Origin of the sequence: Salinivibrio sp. MA427 (genome assembly GCF_001996115.1) — a bacterium.
GTDB lineage: Bacteria > Pseudomonadota > Gammaproteobacteria > Enterobacterales > Vibrionaceae > Salinivibrio > Salinivibrio costicola.
Window position 1 is genome coordinate 1 of the sequence record NZ_MUFH01000138.1, and the last position, 15,704, is coordinate 15,704.

Annotated in this window: 15 protein-coding genes and 1 pseudogene; 5 read left to right on the plus strand and 11 right to left on the minus strand. The window is 51.5% G+C overall.

Going from position 1 to position 15,704, the window contains the following annotated elements; translation table 11 throughout:
* Positions 1 to 40 precede the first annotated feature (40 nt).
* Positions 41 to 307, plus strand: a complete 267-nt coding sequence (locus tag BZG79_RS09750) for a YkgJ family cysteine cluster protein (RefSeq protein WP_077460356.1) — start codon at positions 41 to 43, stop codon at positions 305 to 307.
* 97 nt (positions 308 to 404) lie between these two features.
* Here the strand turns inward: BZG79_RS09750 and BZG79_RS09755 are convergent, their stop codons facing one another.
* Positions 405 to 1,274: a TIM44-like domain-containing protein gene (locus tag BZG79_RS09755; protein ID WP_077460355.1), complete on the minus strand. Its 870-nt coding sequence runs from the start codon at positions 1,272 to 1,274 to the stop codon at positions 405 to 407.
* 188 nt (positions 1,275 to 1,462) lie between these two features.
* On the opposite strand from BZG79_RS09755, the gene BZG79_RS09760 reads away from it, so the two are divergent.
* Together BZG79_RS09760 and BZG79_RS09765 are read left to right on the plus strand one after the other, a co-directional pair.
* Positions 1,463 to 1,858 (plus strand): TM2 domain-containing protein, encoded by a 396-nt coding sequence (locus BZG79_RS09760; RefSeq protein WP_021022265.1) that lies wholly within the window; start codon positions 1,463 to 1,465, stop codon positions 1,856 to 1,858.
* 115 nt (positions 1,859 to 1,973) lie between these two features.
* On the plus strand, positions 1,974 to 3,836 hold the full coding sequence (locus BZG79_RS09765; protein WP_077774285.1) for an MFS transporter: 1,863 nt from the start codon (positions 1,974 to 1,976) through the stop codon (positions 3,834 to 3,836).
* Here BZG79_RS09765 and BZG79_RS09770 read toward each other — a convergent pair.
* The 6 genes from BZG79_RS09770 to BZG79_RS09795 form a co-directional block, all read right to left on the minus strand.
* Positions 3,833 to 5,218, minus strand: coding sequence for an AMP-binding protein (locus BZG79_RS09770; protein ID WP_199877696.1), 1,386 nt, complete (start codon positions 5,216 to 5,218; stop codon positions 3,833 to 3,835). The two genes, BZG79_RS09765 and BZG79_RS09770, sit on opposite strands and share 4 nt — an antisense overlap.
* Positions 5,215 to 6,234, minus strand: coding sequence for an o-succinylbenzoate synthase (gene menC, locus BZG79_RS09775; protein ID WP_077774287.1), 1,020 nt, complete (start codon positions 6,232 to 6,234; stop codon positions 5,215 to 5,217). The genes BZG79_RS09770 and menC overlap by 4 nt, the downstream gene beginning before the upstream one ends.
* A gap of 8 nt (positions 6,235 to 6,242) precedes the next feature.
* A complete protein-coding gene (gene menB, locus BZG79_RS09780; protein ID WP_077576286.1) occupies positions 6,243 to 7,109 on the minus strand; it encodes a 1,4-dihydroxy-2-naphthoyl-CoA synthase in 867 nt (288 codons plus the stop codon).
* A gap of 60 nt (positions 7,110 to 7,169) precedes the next feature.
* Positions 7,170 to 7,952 carry a 2-succinyl-6-hydroxy-2,4-cyclohexadiene-1-carboxylate synthase gene (gene menH, locus BZG79_RS09785; protein WP_077576285.1) on the minus strand — a complete coding sequence of 261 codons (783 nt, stop codon included), beginning with the start codon at positions 7,950 to 7,952 and terminating at the stop codon, positions 7,170 to 7,172.
* Between the two features lie 87 nt (positions 7,953 to 8,039).
* Complete coding sequence (gene menD / locus BZG79_RS09790) at positions 8,040 to 9,809, minus strand: 2-succinyl-5-enolpyruvyl-6-hydroxy-3-cyclohexene-1-carboxylic-acid synthase (protein ID WP_077774288.1); 1,770 nt, start codon at positions 9,807 to 9,809, stop codon at positions 8,040 to 8,042.
* A complete protein-coding gene (locus BZG79_RS09795; RefSeq protein ID WP_158011317.1) occupies positions 9,809 to 11,107 on the minus strand; it encodes an isochorismate synthase in 1,299 nt (432 codons plus the stop codon). The genes menD and BZG79_RS09795 overlap by 1 nt, the downstream gene beginning before the upstream one ends.
* A 292-nt stretch (positions 11,108 to 11,399) precedes the next feature.
* Between BZG79_RS09795 and BZG79_RS09800 the strand changes: the two genes are divergently transcribed.
* Together BZG79_RS09800 and BZG79_RS09805 are read left to right on the plus strand one after the other, a co-directional pair.
* A complete protein-coding gene (locus BZG79_RS09800) occupies positions 11,400 to 12,620 on the plus strand; it encodes a pyridoxal phosphate-dependent aminotransferase (RefSeq protein WP_021022257.1) in 1,221 nt (406 codons plus the stop codon).
* Between the two features lie 76 nt (positions 12,621 to 12,696).
* Complete coding sequence (locus tag BZG79_RS09805) at positions 12,697 to 13,326, plus strand: tRNA-uridine aminocarboxypropyltransferase (RefSeq protein ID WP_077774289.1); 630 nt, start codon at positions 12,697 to 12,699, stop codon at positions 13,324 to 13,326.
* Here the strand turns inward: BZG79_RS09805 and BZG79_RS09810 are convergent.
* From BZG79_RS09810 to BZG79_RS09825, 4 genes and pseudogenes are all read right to left on the minus strand, one after another.
* Positions 13,316 to 13,879, minus strand: coding sequence for a hypothetical protein (locus BZG79_RS09810; RefSeq protein ID WP_077774290.1), 564 nt, complete (start codon positions 13,877 to 13,879; stop codon positions 13,316 to 13,318). The genes BZG79_RS09805 and BZG79_RS09810 overlap by 11 nt on opposite strands.
* 5 nt (positions 13,880 to 13,884) lie before the next feature.
* Positions 13,885 to 14,856 (minus strand): annotated as a pseudogene (locus BZG79_RS09815) (anti-phage deoxyguanosine triphosphatase); the annotation flags it as partial.
* Complete coding sequence (gene yfbR, locus BZG79_RS09820; protein WP_021022254.1) at positions 14,846 to 15,448, minus strand: 5'-deoxynucleotidase; 603 nt, start codon at positions 15,446 to 15,448, stop codon at positions 14,846 to 14,848. The pseudogene BZG79_RS09815 and the gene yfbR, both read right to left, overlap by 11 nt.
* 110 nt (positions 15,449 to 15,558) lie before the next feature.
* Positions 15,559 to 15,702 (minus strand): helix-hairpin-helix domain-containing protein, encoded by a 144-nt coding sequence (locus BZG79_RS09825; protein ID WP_347336588.1) that lies wholly within the window; start codon positions 15,700 to 15,702, stop codon positions 15,559 to 15,561.
* Positions 15,703 to 15,704 lie beyond the last annotated feature (2 nt).

Consider the following 15,704-nt stretch of genomic DNA (forward strand, 5'->3'; position numbering starts at 1 on the left):
GATAAAGTGCCCGCCCCTGCACATTGAGGAAGCCGACAATATGCCCACTGCATCGACATTTTCGTGCCGTCTAGGCTGTGGCGCCTGCTGCATCGCGCCTAGTATTTCATCTCCCATTCCAGGTATGCCTTATGGTAAACCTGCAGGCACTCGCTGTGTGCAGCTCGATGACAACAATTTATGCCAGCTTTTCGGTACGCCCGACCGCCCTGCCGTTTGCGCCGCATTTGACGCCGACCCGGATGTCTGTGGCGATCATTACCAACAAGCGCTCGACAACTTGATATATCTGGAAGCGGCGACATAAAAAAGCGCTACCTCACTACAAGCTAGCGCTTTCATCATATTGGCTTGTTTTTACCGCAATACTAGCCTTTCTGTATTATTGGCGCTTTTCTGCAGAATTAGCTTTGGATACCCACAATCAGCCAAGGCGCATTGGCTTGGGACAAGTCACGCTCAAGATGCCAGATATCAGTAATATCTTCTTCGACACCCTCCACACGGTCACAATAACGGCCGGTGAATTTTAAGCTTAACTGTGCGCGACGGCTGTCGTGATCAGCACGGACAATCTCTGCATCGACGTACATCACTTCGGTATGTTGCTCAGTACCTAAGCGCGCGCGTTCTGCCGCTAAGTCGTTGTATAGCTCAGGCGTGACGTATTCTTGGATCTTTTCTAATTCATTGTGGTTCCATGCACCTTGCAAAATACGATAGTGCTCACGCGCACCACTTAAAAAACTTTGCATATCGAACTGTGGCGGAAAGTTAAACGGCACATCATTTTGCGTGTCGGCACCAAAACCACCTGTCGCAGCCCCGCTTGAGCCATCAGCCGCATGGTTTCGAAAGGCATTAGGTTGCTGATGATAATAACCTTTACTCTCACCCGCATAGGCTGGCCCTTGTGCTTGGGCCCCCGCCTTCGCTTGCGTCAATCCGCGTAAAAACTTCAGTGCAAAGTAGGCAATCAGACCCATGATCAGGATGTCCATAAACTGGATCCCCTCAAAGGCGCCGCCAAAGAAGGCCGCGAGCAGACCACCAGCAAGCAAGCCACCCAGCAGACCACCCGCGAGCCCTTTTTTGCCGCTTTTGGTGGTATTTTGCTTGAGCGTGTTAGTGTTTGTGGTGTTATTTTTTGGCGCTGGCGCCGTTTTGAAGCTTTTACCGAAGGACTTGCCGCCGCCAAAGCGCTTCGCTTCTGCATAAGGCGCTGTGACAACAAAGACAAACATCAAAGCTGCAACAGAGAGTAATTTTTTCATGATCGCATCATCTGTGGTTTAAGACGCTTCTCATGCTAGAGTCTTTATCGATGAAGTCAATTAAAGAGGGTAAAGAAATTGTTACCAAACATCACCTCTTCGCCACTGTTTTTGCGCGTTAAGGAACCATTTGACGCCACTGCACTCCAAGCCAATATCTAACTTGAAGACACATACAGGCCCGAACCATGAATGATACACACAGCAAAGTCGTCGGTTACCTACTCTGGATCTTTGGTTTTCTTGGTTCACACCGCTTTTATTACGGTAAACCGGTGACCGGCACTATTTGGTTTTTTACTCTAGGGCTGTTTTTAATTGGTTGGATTGTCGATTTGTTCTTAATTCCGGCCATGGATAAAGAAGCCGACCTTCGTTTTCGTAGCGGTTCGACTGACTTTACCATTGCTTGGCTTTTGCTGACTTTTCTAGGGGTCTTAGGCATTCATCGTATGTATATGGGAAAGTGGATCACGGGGATTATCTACTTGTTTACGGGGGGCTTTTTCTTAGTCGGTATTCTCTACGACTTTTGGACCTTGAACGAGCAAGTCTCGATTAAAAACATGCAAACCTTTTCGTAATCATCGCTAATCCCCCGCTAACGTTATGACGGCGCAATCTTTAATGGGTTGCGCCCTCGCCTCGCATTGCTAGTATAACGCGCTGACCGCCTTGCTAAAATGGACCAATGCACTCATGAGCCAACAGTTTCAACTTTTGCGCGAGCGACGCTTTTTGCCTTATTTTATTACTCAGGCACTGGGCGCCTTTAACGACAACGTTTATAAAAACGTATTGGTGATCATGGTCGCGTTTGCCTCCGCAGATCAGCTCCCTATGGATGCCACCTTATTTATCAATGCGGCTGCCGGGCTGTTTATTCTTCCCTTTTTCTTGTTTTCAGCGTTTGCCGGTGAGCTTGCCGATAAACACGATAAAGCGTGGATTATGCGACGAGTAAAGTGGCTGGAAGTGCTGATTATGTCTTGTGCAGCCGTCGCACTGTATGTCCAAGCGTGGATCGTCCTCTTGGCGCTCTTGTTTTTAATGGGCACTCAATCGGCCTTTTTCGGTCCGGTGAAATATGCGCTGTTACCGCAAACCTTGAATGATAAAGAGCTGGTCTCTGGCAATGCGTTGGTAGAAACGGGGACATTTTTATCCATTCTGCTCGGGACATTATTAGCGGGCTTTATCGCCCATCATCCTGATTCCAATCTTATTGCGGGGATTGCGGTACTCGTCTTTGCTTTACTGGGGGTGCTCTCCGCTCATGCTATCCCCCCCGCGCCAGCAGGTAACCCCGGACTCAACTTACGCTACAAACCCGTATCACTGATGCGGCAAACCTTGCGCTTTGCGCGTAAAGATAAGGTAACCCTGCAAGCGATACTAGGCATAAGCTGGTTTTGGTTTTTAGGCGCAAGTTATCTCACACAATTTCCGAAATACACGGCACTGCTCGGGGGCGGTGAAACAGGTGTCTCGTTTTTATTGACGCTATTTTCGATTGGGATCGCGGTCGGCGCATTATTGTGCGACAAACTCTCTGGCCATCGTATCGAACCTGGGATTGTGCCATTGGGCAGTATTGGTTTAACGGTGTTTGGACTGCATCTATTTTTTGCTACTCCGGCCAACCCAACACCTCACGCCGATTTGCTCGCTTTTGTCACCGACCCGGCGTTAACTTGGGTGTTTATTGATCTGCTGATGATCGGCGTTTTTGGTGGCATATTTATTGTGCCCCTGTATAGCTTGATGCAACAACGCGCCGATAAAGCCGCACGTGCGCGTGTGATTGCCGCGAACAATATCTTTAATGCCTTGTTTATGGTGGCCAGTGCCATACTGGGGATCACCATGTTGGTGGTCGTTGAGCTCTCGATTGCGGAATTTTTCCTGTTGCTCACCTTACTCAATCTGGTGGTCGCGCTTTACGTCAGTAAGCTCGTGCCTATTTTTGCTCTACGCTTTTTTACCTGGATGATCACGCACACCTTATATCGTGTGACGCACAAAGATCTGCACCATATTCCCGACAAAGGGGGCGCACTGCTGATTTGTAATCATGTCAGTTATATGGATGCCCCTTTACTCGCGGGCGCCTGTCATCGCCCTATACGCTTTGTGATGTTTGAAGATTTATACAAGATCCCGGTTCTCCATTGGTTTTTCCGCACCTCAAAAGTGATCCCTATTAGTCATCGTGGCCGCACAATTCGTACCGCGATGAATGAGATCCAACGTGCGCTGGATAATGGCGAGGTCGTGCTCATTTTCCCTGAAGGACACCTTACTTATGATGGGGAGGTTGATCAGTTCCGCCGGGGTATGGACATGATATTGCAACGCTCACCTGTCCCCGTTGTGCCCCTTGCATTGCAAGGATTGTGGGGCAGTTACTTCAGCCGCCATGGCGGCAAAGCGATGTTAAAGCTTCCAAAACGGTTTTGGTCTAAGGTGACGGTTGCCGCCGGGCCAGCGGTTGAACCTGAGCAAGCAAATGCTGACTATTTGCGTGACGAAGTGATTCGCCTCCAAGAAGATAACGCTTAACTCTTCATATAAGCTTGCGCCCATTGGGCCAAAGCGTGACGAGACGGTTTGATTTGGCCGTCTTGTTGCGTCTCAGGCCAACAAAGGTAATGTGCCGGGCGCTGATACGGCGCCAGTGAGGCACAATGCTCGGCCAACACTCGGGGCGAAAAAGGGCTCGCGCTCTGCACAATGGCTAGTGGGCGATGACCGAATTCGCGATCGACAATCGGGACAACCATCGCTTGCGTCACGCCTTTCAACCGCTGTAAATGCGCTTCGATCGCTTCAGGTTGAACATTCTCGCCGCCGCAAATAAATTGATTATCTAGACGTCCGACAACGCGTAGTACCGACACCGCCTGCTGGGTCTGCCAACGGCCGAGATCCCGCGACGCAAGGCCTTGCTCGGCATTTAAGGGGTTTAGCTGGCCCGCTTGCCAATATCCCAAAGCTAACGTCTCACCACGATGGATAATCTCACCATCGTCACGTATCTGCACATCACGATAAGGCAGCGGCGCGCCGACATCATCTTGACCATCGGCACGCTTTAACGTCACGGTTGATGCCGTTTCCGTCATACCATAGCCGCACCAGCAGGCAATACCCATCGCTTCGGCGTCTTGGGTTAAAGCGGTAGGGATCGCCGCACCGCCTAATAATACATGGGCCAAACGCCATGGTTCGGCCTCGTCCTTCAATGCGGGCAAGACACGATAGAGCTGGGTTGGGACCAGTGATGCATGGGTCACCCGTTTTAACGCATTGACTAAGTGCTCGCCTCGACACGGATAAATGCCAAGCTCCCCCCCGGCTAACAACCAACGCCACACAATGGCAAGACCAGAGACGTGATAAAGCGGTAAAGAAAGCAACCAACGATCCGGCGTTTGAGAGGCACGGACGCCTGTAAACGGTAGCCGCTTGATCAGACCGGCAGCACTGGCAAGATGCTGACGCGCGCCGTGTACCACCGCTTTGGGCGCGCCAGTCGATCCTGACGTCAAGGTAAGGGTTAACGGCATGTCGATATGCCAAGGCGCCATATTGCGTGCCGATTGCGCGTCAGGCACCGATTGGTGAGCGTGGGCCCATTGAAAAGGACCTAGATTATCGAGCACTGCCGTTTGTACATCCGCACTTAATGCCTGATTTAACACCAAGGTTTGTTTACCGGCTTGCCAAGCAGCCAACAAGGTGACCACCAAAGACTGCAGGGCATCGTGGCTATTTAATACCACCACTGGCGCATCATTGAACGTCCGATGCTGGGCATCGACTAAAGCACGCAACGCCTGCCATGTGAGGGGGGTCTCGCTATCTATCGCGATGGCATCAGGCGCGTCAGCCGCCCAGTAACGCCACGGCCAGGTGTTAAAAGCAAAGCATGGCGACGTCACAAGGTATTGACCCAAATTAACGGCTGGTCATCGAGTGGAATCAAAGGCTGATTGGCGCCAGGCCAGGTTCGATCCAGCTGTTGTTCAAACACGCCCAAGGTATCGAGCCCAGGCACAACATTCGGGGTGAGCGAGCTGGCAACGCGCGATAATTGCGTCAGTCCCAAGCTGGTTTCAAGTGATGAGCTAATGACGGCTATTTTACCGAGTGCGTGTGCGCGTGTAACGGATTGACTCACCTGCGCGAAATCACCCATCATTGTTGGTTTGATCACCCAAGTCCTTACATGATCACTTTCTTTTAACCCTGTGTCGTCGCTATCTCGCAAGGTTTCATCCCATGCTAATGGCACCCCTAATGCCTCTGCTTGAGCAAGAGACTGATAAGGATCACGACAGGGCTCTTCAATCCAGCTTATTCGCGCTTGATGCGCCTGACTCAGACCACACCAAAAGGCCGCAAATTGTTCAGGCCGCCAACGACGGTTAGCATCAAGACGCAACCTAAGGTGAGGAATGGCATCGAGCAACGTGGTCACCATTAAGCGATCACGCGCCACTTCATACTCACCCACTTTAACTTTGGCTTGATCGGATGGATCATCCGAGTGCGGGCCATCCGAATGCGGGCCACCCGACACATGTCCCAGTGCGGCGAATAGCGCGTCCGGATCCCCGGTACACACGGGCACCGTCTGAAACGAGGACGGGGTCGGCAAGCGTTGATCCAACTCCGCTTGGGCAATGCTTAACCCCCATGCAACCGAAGGTGGCAATTGGGGCATGGCGATATTACGGTGATCACACCAAACAGCAGTCGCGGCAATCAGAGCGTGCCGTGCTTCGGCGAAGGTTTCCTGACTAAATCCAGGCAAAGGGGCAATTTCGCCCCACCCGCGTTGTGCGCCTTCGCTTAATTCCACCACCAAGCCTTCACGCTGGGTTAAACGCTGGTCACGTAAAAATAGACCGGCAGTGACCGGCAAGGTGTATTGATATATCCGTGCCTGTCTCATAAAGACCTCTATGGGTTGCGTGGGAAACGATCAAACTCTGGCCGACGTTTCTCGTTAAAGGCATTTCGCCCTTCTTGCCCTTCGTCGGTCATGTAAAACATCATGGTGGCGTTGCCGGCTAATTCTTGAAGCCCTGCTTGACCATCGCAATCGGCATTGAGTGCCGCTTTTAAACACCGCAATGCCATTGGGCTATGCTGCAGCACCTCGCGACACCAGCGTACGGTCTCTCGCTCGAGCTCGTCCAAGGGCACCACTGTATTGACCAGTCCCATGTCCAACGCTTCTTGCGCATTGTAAAAACGGCAAAGGAACCAGATTTCACGCGCTTTTTTCTGCCCCACAATCCGCGCCATATAAGAGGCACCCCAGCCGCCGTCGAAACTGCCTACTTTGGGGCCTGTTTGACCAAATTGGGCGTTATCGGCCGCAATGGTTAGATCACACATCATATGCAGAACATGACCACCACCGACAGCATAACCGGCAACCGCGGCAATCACAGGTTTGGGACAGGTGCGGATCTGACGCTGGAAGTCGAGCACATTCAGGTGATGAGTGCCTTCGTCGTCTTGATAGCCGCCATAATCACCACGTACCGATTGATCGCCCCCAGAGCAAAATGCTTTTTCGCCTAAACCGGTCAGAATGATCACGCCTACTCGGCTGTCATAGCGAGCATCAGCGAGCGCTTGCATCATTTCTTTAACGGTTTGCGGACGAAACGCATTACGAACCTGAGGGCGGTTAATAGTGATACGCGCAATACCATCGGCGGATTTGTGATACAAAATATCGCTAAACGTTAGCTCAGTCGGCATCCAGTCAATGGGTGCATACAGTTCTTGTTCGGTCATTCCCGGCGTTACAGCCATGGCTTTCCCCTTAATTGGTTGATGGGGTACAAGGCCCCGAAAATTGGAAGATAAAAATCGTTACGCTGATAACCGGTCGTTATCTGATAGCACCTGCACAAACGACGACGGATTGGCCCAATGACAATTATGTCCCGCCCCTTTTATCAAAGTGAAGGGGATCCCGGTTGTGCGCTGTAGCGAGTGGGCCAACGAGATAAACTTAGGATCTTGCTCCCCACAAAGGTAGTCAATCGACAACCCTTGTCGCAACGCATCACCTAATGCGGGACGCAGATCAGCTTGCCGACCGAGCGATGTGGCATCGAGCATAGCGGCAATCGCGGGCCCATGGTTGTCACCACGCACTGTCATCAGTTTGGCGCGCTGCGTCGCATCAAGGGATTGAAACACCGATTGCTGATACCAATCGTTTAATACCATCGAGAGCGGCTCATGCGTAAAGCGCTGAGCCCAGGCTTGATCGTGGGCCAACCGTTGATGACGTTCATGGCGATGCAGTAAACCAGGGTGTCCCGCTTCGAGGAATACGCCCTGCCAACGAGCTGGATACGCGGTGGCTAAATGCATCGCGATGCGCGCACCAAGCGAATACCCCACTAAATACGCTGGCTGATTACCCCACACCTGGTCACAGGTCTGGCGCACCGCGTCGACAGTAGTGGCAAAATCAACGCTTGGACAATCAACACTGTCACCATGGCCGGGTAAATCAAGACAGAGCCAGTGACAGGCTTTTAAGCGCGAGGTAACACCTTGCCAATCTTGTTGACTCCCCAGCAAACCGTGCAAAAAAACCACCTTGGGACCGTCCACCTTGCCCCCCTGCTGATATCCCAACATCACCCCTCCTGCGCTGCCATATTGGCAAGTTGCTCTGTTAAGANACCTTGGGACCGTCCACCTTGCCCCCCTGCTGATATCCCAACATCACCCCTCCTGCGCTGCCATATTGGCAAGTTGCTCTGTTAAGATTTTCCCCGCTTCACCCGCGGGCGTCACCACTTCAATCACATCAGTCCCTGGTGTATTAAACGCTTGGACGAGCGCAGCAGCGAGATCAGATTCGCAGGTTGGTTGTTGATAGTTCAAGGAAAACTGCGCGGCAACCTGCTCAAAGTGCAGACCGTGCGGCATGCGATAATAGGCGTCACAAAGCTGCGGATCGACTGGCAAGGAATCAAAAATGCCGCCGCCATTGTTATTGAGGATAAGCATGGCTGCCGGGGCAGCCGTCTCACGCCATAGTGCAAGACTATTAAGATCGTAAAGCGCGCTCGTGTCGCCAAGCACCACCAGCATCGGCTGACGTCGGCATCGCTGAACGCCTGCAGCGCAGGCAAATAGCCCATCAATGCCTGACGCACCGCGATTGGCAAACACCGGATAGGCGCCAAGTTGCGACCAAATATCCGCCAAACGAATCGCTAGGCTGTTGCCGATAAAAATATCGACGTGCTCGGGAAGCATCGTGGGTAATTGTTGAAATAAGCGGTGCTCTGACAGCAATGAGGGAGAGAGCCTGTCAGTCGCTTTCTCCATCTGTGCTCTCGCCTCATTCGTCAATGTTTGTTGCCAAACAAGGGGCGAGCCCACCGACGATGTGAACCCTTCAGACGTTGAGCACGCCGCACTCACCTGGTCAGTCAGTGCATCAAGCCATAACGACCAGTGGCGCTTGTCGACAACACACTGTTCAATAGCCCGATGATGAGGATCAAGTGGCTGCGCATTATCCGTCACCAACCAATATTGCGCAGAGGTTTGCGCCAACCATTGTCCCAAGCGTTTTGACACTAAACGCCCGCCGAGCTGGATCACCCATTGCGCCTGAGACAACTGCGCCTGCAAGTTGGGATGGTTTAACCAAAGATCGTAGCCAGGTGCTGTGCTCGTGATGCCCGATTGCGGGTCGGCTAATACCACCGCATTCAGCGCTGCGGCTAAGCGGTTAACCGATGCTGATAATCCGTGCGGCAGCGCACCCGCCACAATCACCGTTTTTACGGGGCGCTCGGATGGCAAACAGGGCGGGAGGCTATCTTGCTCCATCGACGTAGAAAACCGTCCATGATGGCGCATATAGCTTTGTTGGCTTTGATACCAGTTAGCAATCGGCGCACGGATCTCAGCCTCAAGCGCTGCATCTCGTTCGCCATAGAATGGCTCTCGAAACGGGCAATTAATATGCACACTGCCACCACATGCCGCTTGATGGGCAAGCACCTGATCCACCTTGGTCAATAAAGCACTCAGTGGCATCCCCGCGTCTGGCGTAGGTAAATCCAGTTGGGCAGTAACATGGGACGAAAACAGATCGCGCTGCACAATCGCTTGGTTCGCCCCGCAATCGACCAATTCAAACGGACGGTCTGCAGACAGAATAATTAATGGCTCACCGGTTAACCCGCTCTCGACTACTGCAGGCAAACAATTCGCCACCGCGGTTCCGGAAGTGACAATCACCGCCACCGGTGCCTGTCCGGCTTTGGCTAAGCCTAAGGCAAGATAACCAAGACCACGTTCATCAAAGTGACAATGTAAGGTCACCGGACGCTGAGGGTGCTGACTTTGTTTCACGGCGGCCAGTGTGAGCGGCGTCGATCGCGATCCTGGGGCAATACAAATATGTTTGACGCCCAAGCGCGATAACTCGTCGATAAGGGTTTCGGCCCATATATGCGTGAGTGTCAGCGACATTAACACACTCCAACAATGGCGTCGTCGTGCTCGTGGGCATGACGATAAGGGAGACACTGACGCATGGTCGTCAGTTTGTTATCTAACTCTTGCCACTCAGCCTCAGGATCAGAGCCGGGAACAATTCCTGCCCCCGCAAATAAATCCACCGTATTATCGGTCAATTGCGCGCTTCGGATCGCCACACAAAATTGGCTTTCACGTTGTGAAATATAGCCCACGGCTCCACTGTAACGACCGCGTGTGATCCCTTGTTCGGCGAGAAACGCGCGGGCCGTATCACGAGGAAGTCCCGCCACCGCAGCAGTCGGTTGAAGCGCGCCCAAGATCACACTGTCATCGACACCAGGACCAACGATGGCACTAATACGACGACGCAAATGCTGAAGATGACGGAGCACAATCAAATGGGGTTCAGGATCAACGGTAATCGTTAACGAATGACGCCGTAAGCCGGCAAAAATATCATCAACGACCAACTGATTCTCATGAACGTTTTTACTGTCGTTTAGCAACCACTCACCGAGATGATGATCTTCACTAAAGCTCGCGCCGCGACGTACGGTGCCCGCGACCGCTTCTGTGGTCACGCGACAATCTCGACGCCGATAGAGTCGCTCTGGGGTCGATCCGACAAAAGCATCTTCAGGTCCCGTTGCGAACAGAAAATGGAAACTCTCGCTGTTATGTTGTTGGCTGTGGCTAAGAAGCTGTCCACCGCTCACCGCCCCGTCCAAGGTTAAACGGGTTTGCCGCGCAAGCACCACTTTTTTCAGCTCAGTGTGGGCCATGTTTGACAATGCACGCGTCACCGAGTGACACCATTGATGATGGTTTGGGGTATGTACTTCTTGACGGATCCGTCCAGCCATCGGCGCGAGGGGTCGGCCTTGCCAGATAATTTGGCTGAGAATAGCTTGGCTGTCGGTTTCAGCGATAAGATTGACACAAAGCTGCCACTGCTTATCGCGACGAATAAGCTCCACCACGGGAAGAAAGAAATCACCACTGCCTGGTGTATCATCAAACGCAACGCATCCCCAGATTCGCTGCTCGGGTAATAAGCTAGCCTGCGCCTGCTGAATTTGCGTAAACTGACGACAAGCGCCCAGTACTAGCACCTCTTCCCGGCCATCACGCGACTGCCAATAGCTTTTCGGGTAGACAGGCTGGGCGTCTAGCCACGCAATCGGTGATAAATCTCCTGGCCAAGTAAAATCGGTTTGCAACTGTGTTGGCGCTTGACTGATCGCCAACTGGCTTTGCAAGTGATTGGCCGCTTGAATCAAGGTAGTCACGACATCCTCCAACCGCCTAGGCGGCAGTCCTATTCGCAAGTCTGTACCTGCTGCTATTTATGTAGCACGTTATTCTTGCTTGTCAGTCTAACCTGTCAGGGCATAAGACAAATATGCGCTAGATCAGTCTTCGGTTAAAATTGGCTGATTTTTTGCCGACACAAGCGAAACAGCACTCGATTCAACCAATACTGATCAAATCGATCAACCATCTTTCGAAGAGGGTGAGAAATAGTGTAAGTTACTTAAAAAGCCTAATAACAATTTTCACCTTTGATTGACAGGAAGGGTAATGCAACCAATCGGTATGTCCGCCAAGCTGGATAATGTCTGTTATGACATTCGCGGCCCAGTGATGAAAGAAGCCAAACGGCTAGAAGAGGAAGGCCACCGGATTTTAAAGCTCAATATCGGCAATCCTGCGCCGTTTGGTTTTGATGCCCCAGACGAAATCCTGGTCGATGTGATTCGGAATTTGCCGACCTCGCAAGGATATTGTGATTCGAAAGGCCTTTATTCAGCCCGAAAAGCCGTTGTACAGCACTACCAAAAGCGCGGCTTGATGGATCTGGATGTCGAAGATGTCTACCTGGGCAATGGCGCCTCCGAACTGATCGTCATGGCCATGCAAGCGTTACTGAATAATGGCGATGAGCTACTCGTGCCCTCGCCGGATTATCCACTTTGGACAGCCGCAGCATCGTTATCAGGCGGTAATCCAGTCCACTATCTGTGTGATGAGGAATCTGATTGGTATCCAGATTTAGACGATATCAAGCGCAAAATTACGCCAAAGACTCGCGGACTGGTGCTGATTAACCCCAATAACCCGACCGGCGCCGTCTATAGCCGTGACTTTTTGTTGCAGGTTGTCGAGCTGGCCCGCCAGCATAATTTGATCATTTTTGCCGACGAGATTTACGATAAAATTCTCTATGACGGGGCGCAGCATTATTCTATCGCTACCCTCGCTCCCGATGTGCTTTGTTTGACCTTTAACGGTTTGTCTAAAGCGTATCGAGTCTGTGGTTTTCGTGCCGGTTGGATGCTCGTGACCGGGCCCAAACAGCATGCGCGTGGTTATATCGATGGGCTTGAAATGCTGGCGTCGATGCGCCTGTGTGCCAACGTACCGATGCAGCATGCAATTCAAACTGCGCTCGGCGGCTATCAAAGCATTAACGAATTGATCCTGCCGGGCGGTCGATTACTGGAGCAGCGCGACAAAGCCTATGAGCTGATCAATCAGATCCCTGGTGTCAGTTGTAAAAAACCCAAGGGAGCATTGTATTTGTTTCCTAAAATCGACACCAAGCGCTACAGCATCCATAACGACGAAAAGCTGATGCTCGACTTTTTGTTGCAAGAAAAAGTCCTCATGGTGCACGGCACCGGCTTTAACTGGCAACAGCCGGACCATTTCCGGTTAGTCACGCTCCCGCGGGTGGATGATTTGGAAATGGCAATCAGTCGTTTTGAGCGTTTTCTCTGCGGTTATAGCCAAGCCACCTAACGGCTTGATCGACCTTGCGTTTATTATCAAGCAGCGGTAAAACGCTGCTTGATTCCGTTATTAAACAGTGACCATCATGTCTCGATACTGCTCATCTTGCCATAAAGCGAAAGCCATTTGCGTATGCGATGCCATTACACCAATCACCAATACAATCCCGGTGATTATCTTGCAGCATCCCGATGAAGTCTCGCACCCGAAAAACAGTGCTTGTTTACTCGCGTTAGCATTAGAGCATTGTGAGCGTTGGATAGGAGAAGATTTTAGCGAGCACCGCGCGCTGAATGAAAGGCTCGCACGGTCCCAGCGCCGCTATGCAGTGTTATATCCGGGCGAGCATGCTATCGCTCTATCATCGCTGACCAAGCCATTAGCATCAGCCAAAGAAAGCGACCGCGAGATACCATGGGGGATCATATTACTCGACGGAACATGGAAAAAAGCTTACAAACTGTATCAGTTATCAAAGAATCTCCATGATTTACCCACAGTCAAGATTACCACCATGCCACCGAGCCAATACACCATCCGCAAAAGTAGTAAGCTAGGGGCCCTTTCGACCCTTGAGGCCGGATTTGCTGCACTGAGTGAGTTAAGTGGTGATCGTGAACATTATCAGCCCTTACTCACAAGCTTTGAGGCGATGATCGAACGCCAGCTTGCCTTTATGCCGGCATCATCCAATCATCCCCGTCCTAGCGAATAGCGTACAGGGGACCGTTACTCGCGGCGGTAAACATGGTGCTGTGTAGCTTCTGAGCAAAACTGTCTGTCATCGACGATAAGTAATCGGCAATCACGCGCATGCCCGACTCCCCTGCGGTTTGTGCTGTTAACCAATCTTGTCGATAGTCTTTAGGCAACAGGCGCTCGGGATCAGAGGCAAAGGCGTCAAACAACTCCATCACCAATTGCTGACCTTTATACTCAACCACCTGAAGCTCAGGCTGCTTCACTACAAATTCACTGACAWATCGCTTCAGTACCTCCAGCACGCCAGCCATCACCTCGGTTAGATAGGCGTTCCAGGCTAACAAAGGAGACGTAAAGCGGTAGGTACCATCTTGAACCGTCGGGGCCACCTCGACGGAGGTTAATAAGGTGTTGACCAAGGCCCCGATCGCATCTTTGCGCTCATACGGAGGACCGAACATTTGTTCGCTCAGTTCACCAATATTGGCTTCTAACCAAGGATCGCCGCATTCAGCGATATAACTTGCCACGGCCTCTTGCCATTGTTCGCGGGTGACCAATCCCATCACNCAACCTCGACGGAGGTTAATAAGGTGTTGACCAAGGCCCCGATCGCATCTTTGCGCTCATACGGAGGACCGAACATTTGTTCGCTCAGTTCACCAATATTGGCTTCTAACCAAGGATCGCCGCATTCAGCGATATAACTTGCCACGGCCTCTTGCCATTGTTCGCGGGTGACCAATCCCATCACAATTGCATCTTCCAGATCATGGACACCATAAGCGATGTCATCCGCTAACTCCATAATGGAGCAATCCAACGACTTATAACGCGTCTTGCGATGCTGGTCAGCAGGCGTGTTGTCTCTGAACGTCAAAAATAACGCCCGATCGGCGGCACTGAACGGCTCAAGTACCCAGTTTCGGCGTACACTGTCATGATCATAAATACCTTTAGCAGGTTGCCAATCACGCGCTTTGAGATGACGAAAGTCGCTGACAGGCGTTGGCTGTGAACCATTGTGTGCGGCGCTAATAAACGCGGGGTATTTCATTACGCCCAGCAAAGTACGACGCGCCAAGTTCATGCCATGATGTTGGGTATAAGGTTCAAGCAGCGTCACAATCCGAAATGTCTGGGCATTGCCTTCGAAGCCACCGTCGTTTCGCATCATATAATTTAATGCCACTTCACCACCGTGTCCGTATGGCGGGTGGCCAATGTCATGGGCAAGACATAAGCTTTCCATCAGCCCAGTGGACGGTAAAAGTGGCCGAAACTCAGGCTGTCTTTCTTTAAGCTGCGCAACAATGCCGGTGCCAATTTGTGACACCTCGAGCGAGTGGGTTAAACGGGTGCGATAAAAGTCGCTATGCTCAGCCCCCAACACCTGTGTTTTGGCTTGTAAGCGGCGAAATGCGGCTGAATGTAAAATACGCGCACGGTCACGCTGATAAACGGTACGCTTATCATGACGGCGCTTCTTGTTCTCATTGCTCATCTGGCGTGTTTGCCAGGTATCTGGTAGTTCAAAATCCATCGTCACTGATCTCATCCAGCGATAAGGTGAAGCTATCCACGAAGGTGGCCATAAAGTAATCGGTGGCTGGCGAACGACGCTTTTCTAGTGATGCTTCAAGTCGCTTCTTAGCTTGCTCAAATTCATGGTTACCGGCGGCGATTTCTTCCAGACACTTTAAGTAAGCACATAAAATATCCGCTTGTTTCACCAACAAATAATCATCTGGATCAATATGGTCTGAATCAATCAACCCGCTGTATTCATCCTGCAGCTCTGGCGGCAGCATGGCGATCAACTTTTTCTCCGCCATTTTCTCGATTTTTTTATATTCAGCGGCAATCGACGGATTAAAGTATTTGACCGGGGTGGGTAAATCGCCTGTGATGACTTCGCTACAGTCATGAAACATCGCCAGCACCGCAATACGTTCTGGCTGGTACTGCCCTTCAAAACGTTTATTGTGAATAAGCGCTAAGGCGTGGGCGACAAACGCGACTTGTAAACTGTGTTCAGAGATATTTTCGACGGAAACATTGCGCATCAAAGGCCAACGGTAAATCAGCTTCATCCGGGCAAGATGAGCAAAAAAGTGACTTTGTTTGTGAGTCATTGCGTCCTGCTACTTTCCTACAACCAGATTTCATTGTGTGCATTCCGGCCGGCAGACACAAGGATTATTCGCGCAAAGACGGTGACGTCTTTGCGCTGAACTCTCCATCACTATGACGACACGTTAATCCGGTCGCGGTTTTTCTCCAATGTCGATGCGCCAATGCCTTTTACTTCGACTAAATCGTCTGGTGAGGCGAACTTTCCGTGTTTCTGGCGATAGTCGACGATGGCTTTCGCTTTGGCAGGGCCAATAC